This window comes from Bacillus sp. ISL-45 (assembly GCF_018613195.1).
GTDB lineage: Bacteria > Bacillota > Bacilli > Bacillales > Cytobacillaceae > Mesobacillus.
The window spans coordinates 274485-291337 of the sequence record NZ_JAGGQQ010000008.1 but is presented as its reverse complement, the minus strand read 5'-3'; the positions used below and the strand labels follow the sequence as shown (position 1 = coordinate 291337).

Genomic DNA, 16853 nt, shown 5'->3' with positions numbered 1-16853 from the left:
TCCTCACTGTGAGGATTTACCACCTTCGTTATTTAGACAACCCCAATGCTTATGTTTGAATTATACTTTTACGAATTAAAGTGTTTCCAGAAGGTATTGATTGATTACTGCTTTTAAGCGTTCTGTTCTGCCAGACTGATTTTTAATTTCGGTTAACTGATGAGCGTATTCTTCAAGTTCACGGAAGTTTGTTTTACCTTCTGCAATTTTTAAGCCGATTCCTGTTGTATAGCTGCTGTAGCGTTCTTCAATGAAGCTATCAAGAACCTTATCTTCAATTAATTTGTTTGCTACTTTCAGGCCGATTGCAAATGCATCCATCCCTGCAATGTGTGCGTGGAAAAGATCTTCCGGCTCGAAAGAACCTCTTCTTACTTTAGCATCGAAGTTCAAGCCGCCGCTTCCCAAGCCGCCATTTTTCAGGATTTCATACATTGCCAGTGTATTAGTATACAAATCTGTTGGGAATTCATCTGTATCCCAGCCTAGCAGTGTATCTCCCTGGTTCGCATCTACTGAACCTAGCATTCCGTTAATGCGTGCCGTTCTTAGTTCGTGCTCAAAAGTGTGGCCGGCAAGTGTAGCGTGATTCGCTTCAATATTGAATTTGAAGTAGTCTGTCAGATCGTATTTTTGCAAAAATCCTAGACCAGTAGCAACATCAAAGTCGTATTGGTGTTTAGTAGGCTCTTTTGGTTTTGGCTCAATCAGGAATGGTACATTCAAGCCGATCTCTTTTGCATAATCGACTGCCATATGGAAGAAACGTGCCAGGTTGTCCTGCTCAAGCTTCATATCTGTATTAAGAAGTGTTTCATAGCCTTCACGGCCGCCCCAGAATACATAGTTTTGTGCACCAAGTTCTTTCGCTACTTCAAGGCCTTTTTTCACCTTTGCTGCAGAGTATGCAAAAACATCAGCATTTGGAGAAGTCGCGGCACCATGCGTATATCTTGGATTCGTGAACATGTTAGCCGTGTTCCAGAGCAATTTCGTCTTGCTTGTTTTCATGTAATCTTTAATCATGGAAACAATTGCGTCCTGGTTTTCGTTTGTTTCTTTTAAAGTGCTGCCCTCAGGAGCAATGTCCACATCGTGAAAAGCGAAGAACGGCACATTCAATTTTTCAAAAAGTTCAAATGCAGCCTCAACTCGTGCTTTTGCCAGATCCATGCCATCGAAACGGTCCCAAGAACGGATTGCCGTCCCAACACCAAATGGATCTGTGCCATCAGCCGTGAATGTATGCCAGTAGGCTACAGAAAAACGAAGAAGTTCCTCCATTGTTTTTCCATTGATTTTTTCTTCCGGATTATAATATTTAAATGCAAAAGGATTGTTGGAGCGTGGACCTTCAAATTGGATTTTGTTCACTGATTCAAAATAAGCCATGCCGTAATTCCTCCCTGAATTTTGTTTAGAACTCATTCATGTAAATGCTTACAAAATTTTGTTATATAAAATATCTTTTTTCCTGTTACAAATCAAATTATAGCACTAAAATCTTAGTTTGTCTATCTGATAAACTAAGATTGTATGAAGAAAGATTTAGATATAATACAGATAAATCCCTTCAGTTTTCTTTTACTAACCTAGAACTCGCAGTTAAATATAAGTTCCACTATCTACGATTTCTAACCTATCCTCCGAAGTTTGTATGCTTGGCAAACTAAGATTGTGGTAAAATAAAATTACTATTAAATAAGGAGCTATAAATCAGTGGGAATCTTAACGTGGAATCAGCATGTTGTAAAAAAAAATAATAAAGCACTTGTCCTGAGTTTGATTATTGAAAAAGAGACGATTTCCAGAGCAGACATCGCCAATGTAACAGGCTTGAATAAGACCACCGTTTCTTCTTTAGTCACTGAATTATTAGAGGATGAACTGATTTACGAATCCGGCCCGGGGATCTCAAGCGGCGGCAGGCGGCCGGTCATCCTCCATTTCAACAGGAATACTGGCTATGCGATCGGTGTTGATATCGGCGTCAACTATGTCCTCGCAGTGTTAACAGATTTAAAAGGAAAGATTATCGTTGAGAAAAGCCAAAATGTAAACCGGACCTCCTATTCTTCCATTATCAGCACTGTCCAAACAATGATCCAATCCCTGATGGATGAGATGCCTAACAGCAGATATGGCATTGTCGGAATTGGAGTAGGTGTCCCTGGAATTGTGAACAAAGAGGGATCCGTCCTGCTAGCTCCAAATTTAGGATGGACAAATATCCAATTAAAAGAGGACCTGGAAAGAATCTTTAACGTGTCTATCATCATCGAAAATGAAGCAAATGCCGGAGCTGTCGGCGAGCAGCAATTTGGCGCAGGCCAGGACTATCAAAACATCCTTTATGTCAGTGCGGGAATCGGGATTGGTGTCGGAATTATTTTAAACAAAGAGCTGTACCAGGGGAAAAGTGGATTTTCAGGTGAAATGGGCCATATGATTATAGAATTGAACGGCAAACGCTGTAACTGCGGCAGCAGAGGGTGCTGGGAAGCCTACGCCTCTGAAAATGCCCTCCTGGAAATGGCCGGAGAGAATATTGACTCATTGGAGTCCTTGATCGAGCATGCTAAAAATGGAGAAAAATCCGCAATCGAGCTTTTTGAAAAGATTGGACAGTACTTAGGGTTCGGGATCAATAACATCATCAATACCTTCAATCCTGACCAGGTGATCATCGGAAACCGTTTAGCTCTGTTAAGAGAATGGATTGAGGAGCCAATCCTAACAACGATTGAGAATCATACACTTGCCTACCACCAAAAGGAGATGCAACTGGAGTTCTCAAAGCTTGGAAAATATTCAACTGCTCTGGGTGTTTCCGCTTTTGTCGTTGACCATTTTATAAAAGCAGGAGAAGAATAGAGAAAACCCGATTCAGCTTTGAATCGGGTTTTTTCTCTGTAAATTTTATCGATCAGCATAAGGATCGATTGTTTGGATCGTTCCATCTTCATTATATTTTAGTTCGGTGAATTTCACAGAACGTTTGTGGTTCACGCCGCCAGACATCGAGCAGTCATGATAGAACAAATACCACTTATCTTTGAATTCAACAATCGAATGGTGGGTTGTCCAGCCGCTGACAGGTGTAAGAATCGTGTCTTTATATACAAATGGCCCCTGCGGATTCTCGCTGACAGCATAAACAATTTTATGAGTCGTGCCGGTAGAATAAGAAAGATAGTAAAGACCATTGTACTTATGAACCCATGGCCCCTCAAAATATCTGCGGTCCTCATCACCTGCTAGAATCGGATTGCCCTCTTCATCGACGATGGAGATTTCCTGTGGTTCAACTTTGAAATTCAGCATATCATCGGTTAATTCAGCAACGATTGGCCCTAATGCAGGTTCCGTCGGTGCTGGGCCTTCAGCATCAGGTATGAACGTGCCTGTCTGCCACTTTTCCAGCTGTCCTCCCCAGAGGCCGCCAAAATAAACATAAGCTCTGTCATCCTCATCCACTAACACTGCCGGGTCAATGCTAAAGCTGCCAGGAATATAATTTGGCTCCGGTTTGAAAGGCCCTGCAGGACTTTGGCTTGTTGCCACACCAATTCTGAAAATCCCCTCTTGGTCCCGCGCCGGGAAAAATAAATAATACGTATTGTTTTTATAAGCAGCATCTGGAGCCCATAGCTGCTTGCTTGCCCAAGGGATATCTTTTAGATGAAGCACTTCCCCATGGTCAATACATGGAGCATCGGCATTTTCCATGGAAAGGACGTGGTAATCCTCCATTTTATACTGGTCCCCATTATCATTAGAAGGCTCATCATGATCAAGATCATGTGAAGGATAAATATAAAGCTTCCCTTCAAAAACATGCGCGGAAGGATCTGCCGTAAAAATATGCGTAACTAAAGGTTCATTCTGCTTAGAATTTTTCACACTGATAACCTCCATGTTCATATTAAGATCTATTCAAATTATAAACGAAGCCTATCTACTTTGTATACCGATTAAACTAACTTTTCTTGCGGAGACAAAAAAAGGACGGATTTTCTTGTTTCTAGTAACTTTCTGATTTTGGCTGCTTATATAGTAACTTCTTCTTTCTTTTCTAAAGATGAATAGCAGGCATCAATGACACGCATATTTGCGATGGTCTTTTCTGCTGGATAGCTTAGGGGTTTCTTTTCAAGAATCGCTTCGGAAAGATGATCTACTTCAAGTAAATAGATATCGCCTTCCACCTGCTCGGTTCGTTGCTGGCCATTAGATTCAACCGTTACCAGCCCAACATCCCCACATACATCCGGACGGAAAGCTCTGGGTACCAGAATCCTCCCCTTAGTGCCCACTACCTCATACTCCTGTCTGAAGGTTGCTTCAAAACTGCAATCAAAAACACCCTGAATACCCTGGTCGAATTCCAGACAAGCCACAGCTGAAACATCTACACCTGACTCTGAATCGAGTTTAGCATGTACATGGACTTTCACAGGTTCAGCTCCTAAAATAAACCGCAAGCTATGGATGCAATAGCAGCCAACATCATAAATACTTCCCCCGCCCAAGCTTTTATCCATGCGGATGTTCTTGTCACGGTCTTCCATGAAAAAAGAGAAGCTGCTTCGCATCAGTTTTACCTCGCCAATTTCTCCAGAGGCGATGATCTCCTTGACACGCTCATGTTGAGGATGAAATTGATACATAAAGGCTTCCATGAATAAGACACCCTGTTCCTTACAGTACCTGTCCATCTCAACCATTTCTTCGGCTGTTAACGCCGCAGGCTTTTCACATAGAATGTGCTTTCCGTGTTTAGCTGCTTCGAGAACCCATTTGCGGTGGAGGCTGTTAGGCAGAGGAATATAAACAGCATCGATATTCGGATCAAGCAAAAGCTCTTCGTATGTATCATATACTCTTGGAATATTCAGCTTCGCGGCCACCTCCGCCGCTTTGCCGCTAGAACTGGCAATCGCTTCAACCTCTGCAAAAGCCGACCTTTGAATCGCAGGAATGACCTGTGTTTGAGCAATGTTCGCGGTACTTAAAATACCCCATATAATTTTCCTCATTAGCTTTCCTCCCATAGTGCAATCTTGAGAATTAGATTAATACTTATAAAAAAAGATAGTAAAAAACAAAGTGTAGCCACTTTAATGGCAAACATCTCTAGTCCATGCGGTCTGCCAGTTTAAAAGCAAATTTACTAAGATAAAAGTAAATTCACCCTAATCTTATCAATCGTTTCTTCTGTTTGTCTAATCGATTGACTAAGGTTGTATAGAATTTCTCTAATAAATGGAAATATGTTGTTAAAACCCTACTAAAAAAGGCATTTCCCCTTAAGGAAATACCTTTAATAGACTTTATCCGTAAAATTAATCAGTAAAAGCCACTCTATCTTTTAGGCGCAAGCTCAACCGCCTGTCTCATAGCCTCAATCAAGCTCTTTTCGTCGGCAATGCCTTTACCAGCGATATCAAATGCTGTACCGTGATCGACGCTTGTGCGGATGATTGGCAACCCAACCGTGATGTTGACGCCCGCATCCAAGCCTAAAACCTTTACCGGACCATGGCCCTGGTCATGGTACATAGCAACGACAATGTCAAAGTCTCCGCGAACAGCACGGAAAAATAGTGTATCAGCTGGAAGCGGTCCAACCGCAGCGATTCCTTCTTCCTGAGCTTTTTCTACACCTGGAACGACCTTCTCGTCTTCTTCACCATAACCGAATAATCCATTTTCACCAGCGTGCGGATTGATACCGCAAACCGCGATTTTCGGAGCTTCAATTCCTGCTTTGCGCAATGTATCATGTGCAAGCTTGATGACATGGTATACACGTTCTGGATTAATCATTTTAACTGCATCGATGATTCCTACATGCGTCGTAACATGAATTACGCGCAGGTTAGGAGCAGAAAGCATCATCGAGTAATCTTGTGTTCCGGTAAGGTCCGCAAGAATTTCAGTATGGCCAGGATATTTGTGGCCACCCTTCTGAAGCGCTTCTTTATTTAAAGGAGCCGTACAGATCGCATCGATTTTCTGTTCATTGGCAAGCTCGATTGCTGTACGCAAGTATTCAAAAGCTGCGTGTCCAGCATCGGGAGAAACCTCTCCGACTGGCAGGTCAGCAGGAAGAAGATTTAAGTCAAGGCAATGAACAGTCCCAAGCTTATATTCAATCTCCCCTAACCCATCCGCCGTAACAGACTGGATTTCCAATTCACTGCCGACAAAGCTTTTGGCACGTTCAAGGATTTTGCTGTCACCGATGACAAAAGGATTGCTGATCTTATAGATTTCTTCATTTGCAAGGGTCTTTAAAATGATTTCCGGGCCGACACCTGCTGCGTCACCCATTGTTATTCCGACCACTGGTTTAGTTTGTTTCATATTGCCCAACCTTTCCTGTCATGTATTCCACTGCTTTTACAAGCGAGCCTTCGTTTCCGAAGCCACCAGCCTTTGTAATTGCCCAGAAGTCCTTTTCCCCGCTCCTGATCCTGCCAAACGGCAGTCCGGATTCGACCTCAGAGTGGAGTTCCATTTCATTCACACCTAATTCACCACAAACAGCTTTCGCAGTGTCACCACCTGTTAAAACCAGCCCGCCGATATTCTGGACCTGCTGGAGGAAAACTTTTGCGGCCTTCGCCAGTCCGGAGGCAATCGCTTCACTCACCTGGTTGCTGTTATAGCCCAATCTGTCGCCAACTTCACGCGCAGCCACTCTGTTTGCTTCAGATGAATCAACATAAAGAACATAATGATTGGCTTCTTTGTTTACTGCCAAGTTACTCGCCTCAAGTGTATCTTCAACCAATTGAACTGGATTTATTTCTATAAACTTAACTTCCTTTAACCCCTTTAGGCTCTCAAGCTGATTTTTCGTCACCTTAGAAAGGCTCCCGGATACGGTAAGGGTCCGATCGATGGAGGTCTTTTTCATATTTTGTCCTGACTGAGGGAAAATCGCCAATTCAGCAGGAAGATACTCAATTAATCCGCCAGACCCAGCCCAAATAATCCTTTTGCCCAATTTTGCAAAAAATGCCGCGATTGCCTTTAGATCTTCTTCTGTCTCGCTGTCACAAACGAACCAGGATTGCCCGCCGTCTATTGAATTATCGACGAATTCCGCTAACTGATCCTCTGACCCACGAATCAAATCAAGATCAATTAAAGCAATATCTTCTTCCACAGACTTCTTTAGCAAATCCGGGATAAACCCTTCTGTAACTGGAGTTTTCGGATCGCGCCCAAACTCCGTTTCCGTAATCAGTGTGCCATTTACATAATGAAGGCCATTGACTGTAGTCCTGTTCACCTTCGGAAAAGCTGGCACAATCACAACTGCCTCTGGCTTACAAACACTGGCGGTTGCAGCGATTTCAACCGCTACATTCCCACGTAAAGTAGAATCGATTTTCTTGTAGACATGTGAATACCCATTCTGAAAAAGAAGAGAAGCAGCTTTAACCACTGCTTCATGCGCTTTCTCCCCAGGAACTGCCCTGCTGTCAGTATCGACAACCAGGACATCAGGGGTTGAGCCTGCTTCTTTAATACCTTCTAGATTGAACACTACGGTTGAAGAAAACCCTTTTTTAGCCAATTGTACTCCAGAGTCATTGGCACCTGTTAAGTCGTCTGCGATGATTCCGATTTTTTCACCCATGTGATCACACCCTTAATTATCCACTTTTATGACATTTCCCTGCTTGAACGCGTACCCCTTTTTCTCAAGTCGTTTAACAAGGAAAGCGATGAATAGCGGCAGTAGAATTGCTGTTGTAACAGTCGATGCAGCTACCTGGACAGTCGCCAGCTCAGCATATTGTGAGAAGCTTGCATTTGCGGCAGCAATCGCGGCAGGAGTAGCAACCGCATTACCCGCTGTTGAGCCTTCCGCAGCACCTACGATAGGATTCCACTTGAAAGCCTTGAACACAAAGTAACCTGCAGTACCTGTGAATAGAACTGTCATAATACCTAATAGAACTCCTGTTAATCCACCTGCAACGATTGCTCCAAAATCGATACCCATACCAAGTGCGAAAGCGAAGAATGGAATCAGCATTGAACTTCCATTATCAAGGAATTCACGCATTTCTTCATCAAGATTACCTAACACCATACCAACAAGGATTGGCAGCAATACAGCAATGAATGATTGGATAGAGAACATTCCGTCAACAAAGCCCATTGCACCGAAGATTGATAGTGCAACCATCGTTAAGAAAGGACCATCATTCAATGCAAGCAGTGAATAAGAAGCGCGGTCTTCTTTATTTCCGTATTGACCAACTAAAGCAACGAATAATCCACCATTACTATTTGTCATTGCGGCAATGATCGCGATTGGCGCCAGCCCTAACCACAATCCGTTGTCACCAGCAAATAAGTAAGCAATAAGTCCGACAGCGGCACCGACAATCCACTTGATTCCAAGCAGTGTCGCACCTTTACCAACCGAAACACCGAAAGATTTAACATTTATTTGTGCACCAGTCGCCAATAGGAAAAGTGCAATTAAAGTACCTGCGCCATTTACGAACAGCGCCTCTGTAAAGTTACCAATACGAAGCAAGTTTGGTGCAAAGGTGTTTAGTGTTGCTGCAATAAGCAACGGGACAACCATCATTCCACCAGGAATTCTTTCTAAACCTGCCTTTATTCTCATATTCTAGCATCCCCTTTTATAATGTTTCAAATTTAAACGATTTAGTAATCGCTTACATGTTTCATTTTAGTGAAAACGTTTTATTTTTGCAATAGTTTTTTCACAAAATATTTGTTGTAAAATTATTACACAACAAAACTGTTGCATTATTAAACACAAATAAAAAAAGCCAAAGATTTAATTCTTCAGCTTTCTCCATAATGTGGAACGATTGATATTCAGCCTATTCGCCACTCTTGTCTGATTCCCGTCCTCTTGTTCCATGACTGCAAGGATAATTTTCTTCTCGATATCTTCTAATGTTCCCTGTAAAAAATCGTCCGGAATTGATAATTCGCTTGTAATCTTCAATTCCAGCATAGGACCAATCATTTCCGTACCTAAAACATAACCCTTTTCTGCAGCAACGGCGTCATGCAAGACAGCTTTCAACTCTGCTACATTGCCAGGCCAATGATACTTTTCCAAAAGGTCGAGAGCTTCCTCTTTAATCTTGATCGGCGATGTCCCAAAGCGCTGATTCGAATCCGCAATTAAATATGCGGCAAGCGCCCTTATATCACAAGACCGGTTCCGCAAAGGCGGCAAGTAGATTCTTGCAACATTGGAATCAAAGACTCCTTCATTTTCCACTTGAACAGAAAAGATGACATCGATACCTAAGCTGCAATAATGATCAGCCACCCGATGCAGTCTCTGTTGTTCAGAGGCATCCAAAGCATCAATACACTGAAGATAAATCGTCTTGATGTCCTTATCCGCTTCAGAATTCTTTAAAAAATCCCTAGCCTCTACTACTGCAAAAAGCCCATTTCCTCCATGCTTCATATAATGGATATACCTTGCAATCAAACCCTTGCCAGTACCTCTTTCGCCAATCAACGCCCATTTGCACCTTTTAATATTTGCTCCTATCGAGGAAATGCAATTCCTCATCTGCTCGCTTTCCTGAATGATTAAAGGAAGTTGAGATACATGCTCCACTTTTATCAATGATTCATCCATTGATTGTTCTAGCTTAGAAAAAGAATACAGATAGTGTTTCCTGCCCCCATTAGTCAGCACAGATGGTTTTACCTTGTACATTTCATTGCCTGTTGTTATAACCCCCTGGGAATTCAGACTCCCGTCTTCGGGTAATTCAGTTAAATCTATTAATGATGATGAAATTGTTTTCCACTGTTCGTAAACAATACCACCATCAGAGTCAATGACGACAAAGTCTGATGCTGCTGTATCCAACATAGCTTTCATCAATTCAATCTCTGTCTGTTTCTTCTGGTAAAAGGAATAAATGGTCCTGGTTCGCTGGAAAGCGTCAAAGATTGCCTCGCGCCCTGATTGAATCAAAATCCCTTCCATCCCGTACCGATCAGCATTATGGACAGTAACAACATCCCCCATAATGACACTAAACCCCTGATCCTTAAGGTCCTTAATAAGTGGTCCGACTTCTTCTGCTCTTTCAACAGTAAATACTTCAATTGGAAATTCCAATATATCAGTGATTGTCTCTGCCCCCAATGTAATGTTAGAGAAGCCAACAATCGCCTTCTTGCCTGGAAACTCATTCGCCAGAGTAAGCACACGCAGCATATCATAACCAGAAACATGGATATCAATAACCGGCAAATTGGTCACTTCTTCAATCAATTTAGCAGTTCCTCCGCGGCTGATGATTACATCAAAACCATCCTGTTCCGCCCTTTTAGCCAGCGGGACCGCAGAGCCCAGATTTCCGGTCTTTACCGTAACATCCAAATCCTCAGCATCTGTTTTACATTCATCGATCAGTACAGCCATCGCAGGATATGGCGCAATAAATAACACTTTAATCATCTTAATCACCCGTTCTTTCCTTCCCTTCATACATAGCATACCCGGAAGAAAAGCGCAATGACAAAGAAACAGTCCCAAATCCGAATCTTGATTTCCAACAACAAAACCAATAAGCATAACCAGAAGGAACCATACTTTTAACCTTTACCACACCACCGCACTGGGGGTCAGACCCCCAGTGCGGTGGTGTGGTAAAGTCTTCAACTCACTCTTCTATAATCTTAACTTTCGAAGCTTTTATGGCAGCTCCCCATATATCTGCTGCTGCCTGTTCTTTATAGTAGATTTCGACTTTTTGTCCTTTTTTAAGTTTCTTGAAATCTCTTTGATTTATTGAAAAGTAATTGCCTCTTGTTCCATAATCCCTCGCATCTTGCTGAGCTATATAATCTAATTCGGCTGCATCCGAATATGTTTCAATTTCCTCCCTTGTTATATCTTTAATCACTAGCACAATATAACGATCGTCCTCTACTTCAGTAAATGCCACATATCCTTCGTACTTATCATAGAACAGGTCAATAGTAGACCTAAAAGCAATGAATACAGAAACACCAAAGATGATAATTGTCATAATTACTATTACAATCTCAAAGCCTTTTAGCTTCAACTTCATTCCTCCCTACAAAGTTCTCCCATTCTATTCCATTATGACTTACCACAGAAGTTGGCGAAACCGGTCTTATATAAAATAACTTCACCTCTTCTGACAAAATTTCAAGTGATACTCGTCTACACCCTGCCAACCCTCTCTCCAATAAAAAACTTGATTCCCTAAAAGACATATATTCACCCTATGTTGCTCCAATTCAAAAATACAGGAAAATAGATATACCCTCTAATTCTCTTGTTTCTAAATCAAAACTACCAATCTCCCTAGGCAGCCTAGTCCCTTTCTCTCATTTATTTCGGAAATCGAAATATTCGACAAATTGCGTCAACATTTCTCTATTAACCCTATTAAAATAGCTAGGAAATTACTTTTACTAGTTAAAGGAGCGATGTGTCGATGAAGAAAAGCAAAGTAATCACCGGACTAAGTGTTTTAGCATTATGCACTGCCCTTGCGACGCCAACACTGGCAACCAACTCGCCAAACGGGAAACTCTACAACGAAAATCAGGTTTATTCGGTCAACGGATATACTGATTATGCTGAAATGGTCAAACGTCTTCAGCAGATCGAAGCGAACAGCCAGGGTAAAGTCGCATTGGAGGTTGTCGGCCAATCAAACCAGGGAAGGGATATTTATCAGGCGAGAGTCGGGACTGGCGAAAAAGTAGTCCTGATTGAAAGCGAGATCCATGGCAATGAGAGCACTGGAACAGAAGCTTTGCTTAGCATGCTTCAATATCTGGGTTCAAGCAATTCGCCTGAAGCCCAAAAAATCCGCGAGGAAATCACTCTCGTTACTTTGCCAAAAATGAACCCTGATGCATCCGAGTTGGACCGCCGCGGCAATGATATGTCATGGGAAGAAGTCGTCGAAGATTTCCCTCAGCTTGCAGATGCAGCGTCTCCTGCCTGGAATTACTATAACAACCGCATTATCCAGGACAGAGATTACAATGGCCGCCCTGGATTTGACGTAAACCGGGACTTTAATCCAGACCTTGATTATGTTCCGCAGGCAGAAGATTTCCCTGGAACATCAAGTCAAGCTGGCTGGTACATCACGCCTGAATCACAAACCGTGCGCGATGTGTATAAGAAGCTCCAGGCAGAGTTCGGCAAAGTGGATGTCTTCATCGACCTTCACCACCAGGGTCAATATTATGTTGAAGGCACAGACGACCTTGTCACTATGTCCCTATCAGCGGACTTTGTACCGGACCCGAACACAACAGAAGGTGCTAAGTACGCTGAGTATAAGGACAACTATAATTTCGAGTTTTCCAAGCAACTGAATCTTGCCGCCTACAATGCGCTGCAATCACTTGGTGAAAACTCACCATTCAACAACATCACCCTATATCAACAAGACCTGGACCTTCCTGGAACTGCACTTGGAAGCTTTGCTTTGAACGGAAGCGGCACAGTTCTTTTCGAAGTAAGAGGCCAATCGCACTCCTTAGGGCAAAAGAAAAAAGGACAGCTGGTTAAAGCTGTTGAAACCGGCCTTTATGGAATCGTCAACGGAGTGGTTGATGGTTCAGTGGAGACGCTGGACTCAGCTGATTATGATAACATCCCGAAAACTGCCTATTCACCAGGGCTATAAGATTATGAAAAAAGCGGAGGAATGAGTCCCCCGCTTTTTTCATGTTCCCTAAAATCCGATCAAAGTAGCCAGGCTCCTGACCCGTTCTTGAAAGGAAACTTCCTCCTTTAAAAAAGGCCTTTCGTTTATGTATAGCAATCCTAATAACAGCATCATCAGGAACATTGGGTAAAGTCGAAATACACTTGAAAATATTCGCTGCTTATTAGCAACTAAATAAAATAATCCTAATGTAATACCAACCCCCACACTTACCCCTACCATATTTGCCACTGCATCCAGAAACTCAGCACTTCTGCCAGGATCCAGGAACTGTCGGTACTCCTCAATGATTCCGACCGTCACCAGGGCTAACCATACAATCTTCAGCTGTTGTTTCACACCGTCAGGACCTGAGATTATTAAAAGGAATATTCCTATTGACACTGAAACACCTGCAAAACCCAAGAAATGCATAAGCTTATCCAGCCCGGATATCAGTTGAAAATCCAGCAACCCGATCACCTCTTTACCTTCAGCCTAGCCAAAGTGAGCGGTTGATAATCAGTGCAGGAATTAGATTAGTAACTCTCAAAGACCATTTTGCCTGAGAGATCGGAAGCCCTGTTAGTAATTCCCTCTCAAAACAGGATATTATTACTTCGTCTCCGTTTCTGGGTCAATACGACAAACTCAAGTGAGATAGGTAAAATTCGACAATTTTTTATTGAGTAATACCCCCATAAGGATTAAAATAAAGTGAGTTTAGAAAGATTATCCAAAGGGTGTTTTAGATGGCTACTCCTGCACAGAAACATTTTAAAAAGGAAATGAATAAGCTTAACCGGGACGGCTTGAATTTTGAACAGGAAAGCATATATTATCCCGGTAATAGAAGAAAGAAAAGTAATAGGCCATGGTGGACCTACAGCTTGGCCGGCATCATCCTTTTTGCCATTATGTTTTCTACTATACCAACAAAGATTTACAGTGACTTGATCGTTAATAAACATGATAAAATTTTCAAGTACCTGGAGGCACACCGCGAATATACGGAGAAAAGTGACGCTCTTTTAAATCAATATTTAACCGCAACACCATTTCCTTCAGCTGTTGACTTGGCTTCTTTACAGCAAGATAAAACCTCCCTTAACGTCCTTCTGCTGGAAGCTGAAAAGTTAAAGGTCCCTTCCGCATTCAAATCCCATAAACAATCATTTTTGGAGGCCATGGAGAAACGACTATTCATTATCACCTACCTTGAAATACTAAAAAGACAAATAGCCCTTATAACGGTGAACTCACCCAGCATATAAATGAACTGAATGTAAAAAAGCAATTGGAGAGGAATAAATTAATAGGGATATTTGAAACAGAGGACATTGACTATACGGTTCAAGCGGATGGAACGATCATCTATCACATTAAGACCTATTATTCTAACAATTCAAAGTACAACCAGTGAGTTAAAATAAAGATCAAATTCGATCTTTAAATATACTTAAAAAAATGCACAAAAAATGCCTGGCCGTCTAAAGCCAGGCACTCAAGCTATTTCAGGTTATCATCAATCGCTTTCCAAAACTCTTTCGCCACTATTTTATAGCCTTCCTCGCTAAGATGTATATCAGCTGGATTAGGAAGGTATTCTTCATAATGTTTTGCGATTATTTTCTCAGTTGGAACATAAGTGTCACCGTTATCTTCGGAAGCTTTTTCAATCGTTTGGTTCAAATTCTCTAGCAATGGCATCAAGGAAGCTTGCTGCTCCTCCTGCAAGTAAGGAAATGGGTTGTAATACCCCATTACATAGACATCGACATCTGGGTTTAATTCATCTATTGTTTTTAAAATTCGGTTTAAATTTTCATTCACCCCGAACAAAGCTCCTTGTATTACCCCAGGATTTTTCGATGACAATGCCCTTAAAAGATCATTTGCCCCAATGTCCATCACGATGACTTCTGCATCTTCTATAGATTGTATGACATCGGTGTTTGTCAGCACATCATTTAATAACTGACTGGAATCATAGCCTGGGAAACCATGATTATTTAAATCACCTTTGTATTGAGATTGTTCAAACCTTGCTTTTAAAAATTCCCCATATCCTGGACCTTTTTTACCATAAGGTGTCCAGCCCGCAGCTAAAGAATCACCCAATACCGCTAAATCTGCCACTTTCTTTTCCGGCTTTGCAAATGCACCGCCAGGCAAGCCTGCCAGCAACGTTCCAGCCAGCAATATACTGGCAATTTTCTTTGTAAGAATTATAGTATCCTCCCCCACTCATTCTTAATAAAGCACAACTTAATTTTAATCTTCTGCTCAATAGTAGCAATTACCGAAGTTCTTTTTCATACATTTAAGAATGAAGAAGAATACCTCATGTCTTTCAAGCTTTTAGAAAAAGAAACTGTCGATATTGCTAACCCCATGACATTCCCAATCCTTTTACAACAGAACGTTTTGTGTTTGAAAAATGAGAAACCTTTAGTGTTTTTTACCGTCTAATTTAATTAGAAAGGGTGATGTACACTGAAAACAATCAAGCTGCCACTTCTATTGACTTTAATTTCGTCACTATTATTGTTATATGGCTGCAGCAATGATCCTGAGAATAATCAACAAAACTTCGACATAGTCGCTAGTGAAAAAAACTTGCCTGCGAACATGCATGAACTGGCATTCCAACGAGAAGAAACGCCTCGTTATCAATATTTAGTGAGGATGTCAGATAACCAAGCAGACTTTGAAAATTTTTGGAGCTTGTATGGATTTAAAAAACAAGCACCTGAAATAGACTTTAAGACGAAAAGTGTTTTCTTTATAGGAGTCTATGAATCCGGAAGCTGTCCATCCGAGATTGAAAATGTAGAATCCAATGCGGACAACACAACAATAACCATCGCACACCCAGACGGTAATTGCACTGCAGATGCAACACCGAGAACATTTGTCATCCAGATAGATAAAGAAGAAGCCAAAAATTTAGAGAGCGTTATAATTGTTGAAGGTGGTACAGAAACTAGCGTGCCATTAAAGAATTAGTGGGGTTCAAGATAATATGGGGGTTAAGTCATGAGAGCAGAAAAACATTCAGGTAAGAAAAAAAGAAAATGGCTGAGAATTACCGGGGTTGTTTTCCTTTTGTTAATGATTGCAATTGGTGCGTACATCTATAATGTTTACTCTTCCCTCACAAATGCAGTGGAAACGATGCACCAGCCGATTGACAGGGATCAATCCAGCAAGAGGACAAAGGAAGTTACTTTTGAAAACAAAGAGCCATTCTCTGTTCTAATGCTAGGGGTAGATGAAAGGCCAGGAGATAAAGGCCGGTCAGATACAATGATTGTGCTGACTGTAAATCCTGCACTTAATTCGACAAAAATGTTGAGCATTCCCCGTGATACAAGAGCCGAAATTGTCGGAAAAGGATTTGAGGATAAAATCAATCATGCCTATGCTTTTGGCGGAGTTGAAATGTCAATGGACACGGTTGAGGAATTCCTTGATATCCCTATAGATTATTACATGCAAGTTAATATGGAGGGCTTTGAAGACATCGTAAATGCCGTAGGCGGAGTTGAGGTTAACAATAATCTAGCCTTTAGCGAGGGCGGACACAGCTACCCGGAAGGTGAAATCACGCTTGACGGCAAGGAAGCTCTTTCCTACGTCAGAATGAGAAAACAAGACCCGAATAACGATTTCGGCCGCCAGCAAAGACAAAGACAAGTAATCCAGGGTGTTATTAGAAAAGGCGCGAGCCTAAGCTCACTAACTAAATTTGACGATATATTCGAAGCACTTGGAAATAACGTTAAAACAAATATGACATTCCAAGAAATGACTGAAGTTCAAAAACACTATAAAAATGCAGGCAAAGATGTACAACAGCTCCAATTGAACGGAACAGGAACAAAGATTAATAAGATTTACTATCTCATTGTAAATGAAGAAGAAAGACAAAAAGTTCAAAGTGAGCTGAAGGATCATTTAGAAGTTCAATAGAACGGGGTCAGACCCCCACCGCTTTACCGCTTTAATCTCTTGGGGGTCTGACCCCCGGCGCTTTACAGTGTTAAATAGTTTCACCCTCCCCCCTTATGCCACTAAAACACCCATTCTTTCCCATTGTATTTAATTTCT

Annotated in this window: 15 protein-coding genes; 5 read left to right on the top strand and 10 right to left on the bottom strand. The window is 41.7% G+C overall.

From position 1 onward, the window contains the following. Positions 1 to 75: 75 nt before the first annotated feature. On the bottom strand, positions 76 to 1392 hold the full coding sequence (gene xylA / locus J7E35_RS11630) for a xylose isomerase (RefSeq protein ID WP_214779883.1): 1317 nt from the start codon (positions 1390 to 1392) through the stop codon (positions 76 to 78). Between the two features lie 327 nt (positions 1393 to 1719). Between xylA and J7E35_RS11625 the strand changes: the two genes are divergently transcribed. Then, the gene (locus J7E35_RS11625) at positions 1720 to 2874 is read left to right on the top strand and encodes an ROK family transcriptional regulator (RefSeq protein ID WP_214779881.1); all 1155 of its coding nucleotides are present in this window, start codon (positions 1720 to 1722) and stop codon (positions 2872 to 2874) included. 45 nt (positions 2875 to 2919) lie between these two features. Here the strand turns inward: J7E35_RS11625 and J7E35_RS11620 are convergent, their stop codons facing one another. From J7E35_RS11620 to J7E35_RS11590, 7 genes are all read right to left on the bottom strand, one after another. Then, entirely contained in the window at positions 2920 to 3903 is a 984-nt protein-coding gene (locus tag J7E35_RS11620) for a glycoside hydrolase family 43 protein (RefSeq protein ID WP_353050364.1), read from the bottom strand. Positions 3904 to 4049: 146 nt separating this feature from the next. After that, positions 4050 to 5039 carry a Gfo/Idh/MocA family protein gene (locus tag J7E35_RS11615; protein WP_214779877.1) on the bottom strand — a complete coding sequence of 330 codons (990 nt, stop codon included), beginning with the start codon at positions 5037 to 5039 and terminating at the stop codon, positions 4050 to 4052. A 325-nt stretch (positions 5040 to 5364) separates the two neighbouring features. Beyond that, positions 5365 to 6369: a 4-hydroxythreonine-4-phosphate dehydrogenase PdxA gene (pdxA, locus tag J7E35_RS11610; protein WP_214779875.1), complete on the bottom strand. Its 1005-nt coding sequence runs from the start codon at positions 6367 to 6369 to the stop codon at positions 5365 to 5367. Beyond that, positions 6356 to 7654 carry a four-carbon acid sugar kinase family protein gene (locus J7E35_RS11605; protein WP_214779873.1) on the bottom strand — a complete coding sequence of 433 codons (1299 nt, stop codon included), beginning with the start codon at positions 7652 to 7654 and terminating at the stop codon, positions 6356 to 6358. Before J7E35_RS11605 ends, pdxA begins: the two co-directional genes overlap by 14 nt. A 12-nt stretch (positions 7655 to 7666) precedes the next feature. After that, complete coding sequence (locus J7E35_RS11600) at positions 7667 to 8659, bottom strand: 2-keto-3-deoxygluconate permease (protein WP_214779871.1); 993 nt, start codon at positions 8657 to 8659, stop codon at positions 7667 to 7669. A 177-nt stretch (positions 8660 to 8836) separates the two neighbouring features. Further along, the gene (locus J7E35_RS11595) at positions 8837 to 10528 is read right to left on the bottom strand and encodes a sigma-54-dependent Fis family transcriptional regulator (protein WP_251040896.1); all 1692 of its coding nucleotides are present in this window, start codon (positions 10526 to 10528) and stop codon (positions 8837 to 8839) included. Between the two features lie 175 nt (positions 10529 to 10703). Further along, positions 10704 to 11108, bottom strand: coding sequence for a DUF3221 domain-containing protein (locus J7E35_RS11590; protein ID WP_214779869.1), 405 nt, complete (start codon positions 11106 to 11108; stop codon positions 10704 to 10706). 399 nt (positions 11109 to 11507) lie between these two features. Between J7E35_RS11590 and J7E35_RS11585 the strand changes: the two genes are divergently transcribed. Further along, the gene (locus tag J7E35_RS11585; RefSeq protein ID WP_214779867.1) at positions 11508 to 12719 is read left to right on the top strand and encodes a M14 family zinc carboxypeptidase; all 1212 of its coding nucleotides are present in this window, start codon (positions 11508 to 11510) and stop codon (positions 12717 to 12719) included. Positions 12720 to 12767: 48 nt separating this feature from the next. Here the strand turns inward: J7E35_RS11585 and J7E35_RS11580 are convergent, their stop codons facing one another. Beyond that, positions 12768 to 13175 carry a VanZ family protein gene (locus J7E35_RS11580; protein ID WP_251040912.1) on the bottom strand — a complete coding sequence of 136 codons (408 nt, stop codon included), beginning with the start codon at positions 13173 to 13175 and terminating at the stop codon, positions 12768 to 12770. A gap of 317 nt (positions 13176 to 13492) precedes the next feature. Here J7E35_RS11580 and J7E35_RS11575 point away from each other — a divergent pair, with 317 nt between their 5' ends. Beyond that, on the top strand, positions 13493 to 14014 hold the full coding sequence (locus J7E35_RS11575; RefSeq protein ID WP_214779863.1) for a hypothetical protein: 522 nt from the start codon (positions 13493 to 13495) through the stop codon (positions 14012 to 14014). Positions 14015 to 14249: 235 nt separating this feature from the next. Here the strand turns inward: J7E35_RS11575 and J7E35_RS11570 are convergent, their stop codons facing one another. Beyond that, a complete protein-coding gene (locus J7E35_RS11570) occupies positions 14250 to 14915 on the bottom strand; it encodes an SGNH/GDSL hydrolase family protein (protein WP_214779861.1) in 666 nt (221 codons plus the stop codon). Between the two features lie 348 nt (positions 14916 to 15263). On the opposite strand from J7E35_RS11570, the gene J7E35_RS11565 reads away from it, so the two are divergent. Together J7E35_RS11565 and tagU are read left to right on the top strand one after the other, a co-directional pair. After that, entirely contained in the window at positions 15264 to 15749 is a 486-nt protein-coding gene (locus tag J7E35_RS11565) for a hypothetical protein (protein ID WP_214779859.1), read from the top strand. Between the two features lie 30 nt (positions 15750 to 15779). After that, complete coding sequence (gene tagU, locus J7E35_RS11560; RefSeq protein ID WP_214779857.1) at positions 15780 to 16715, top strand: polyisoprenyl-teichoic acid--peptidoglycan teichoic acid transferase TagU; 936 nt, start codon at positions 15780 to 15782, stop codon at positions 16713 to 16715. Positions 16716 to 16853: the final 138 nt, after the last annotated feature.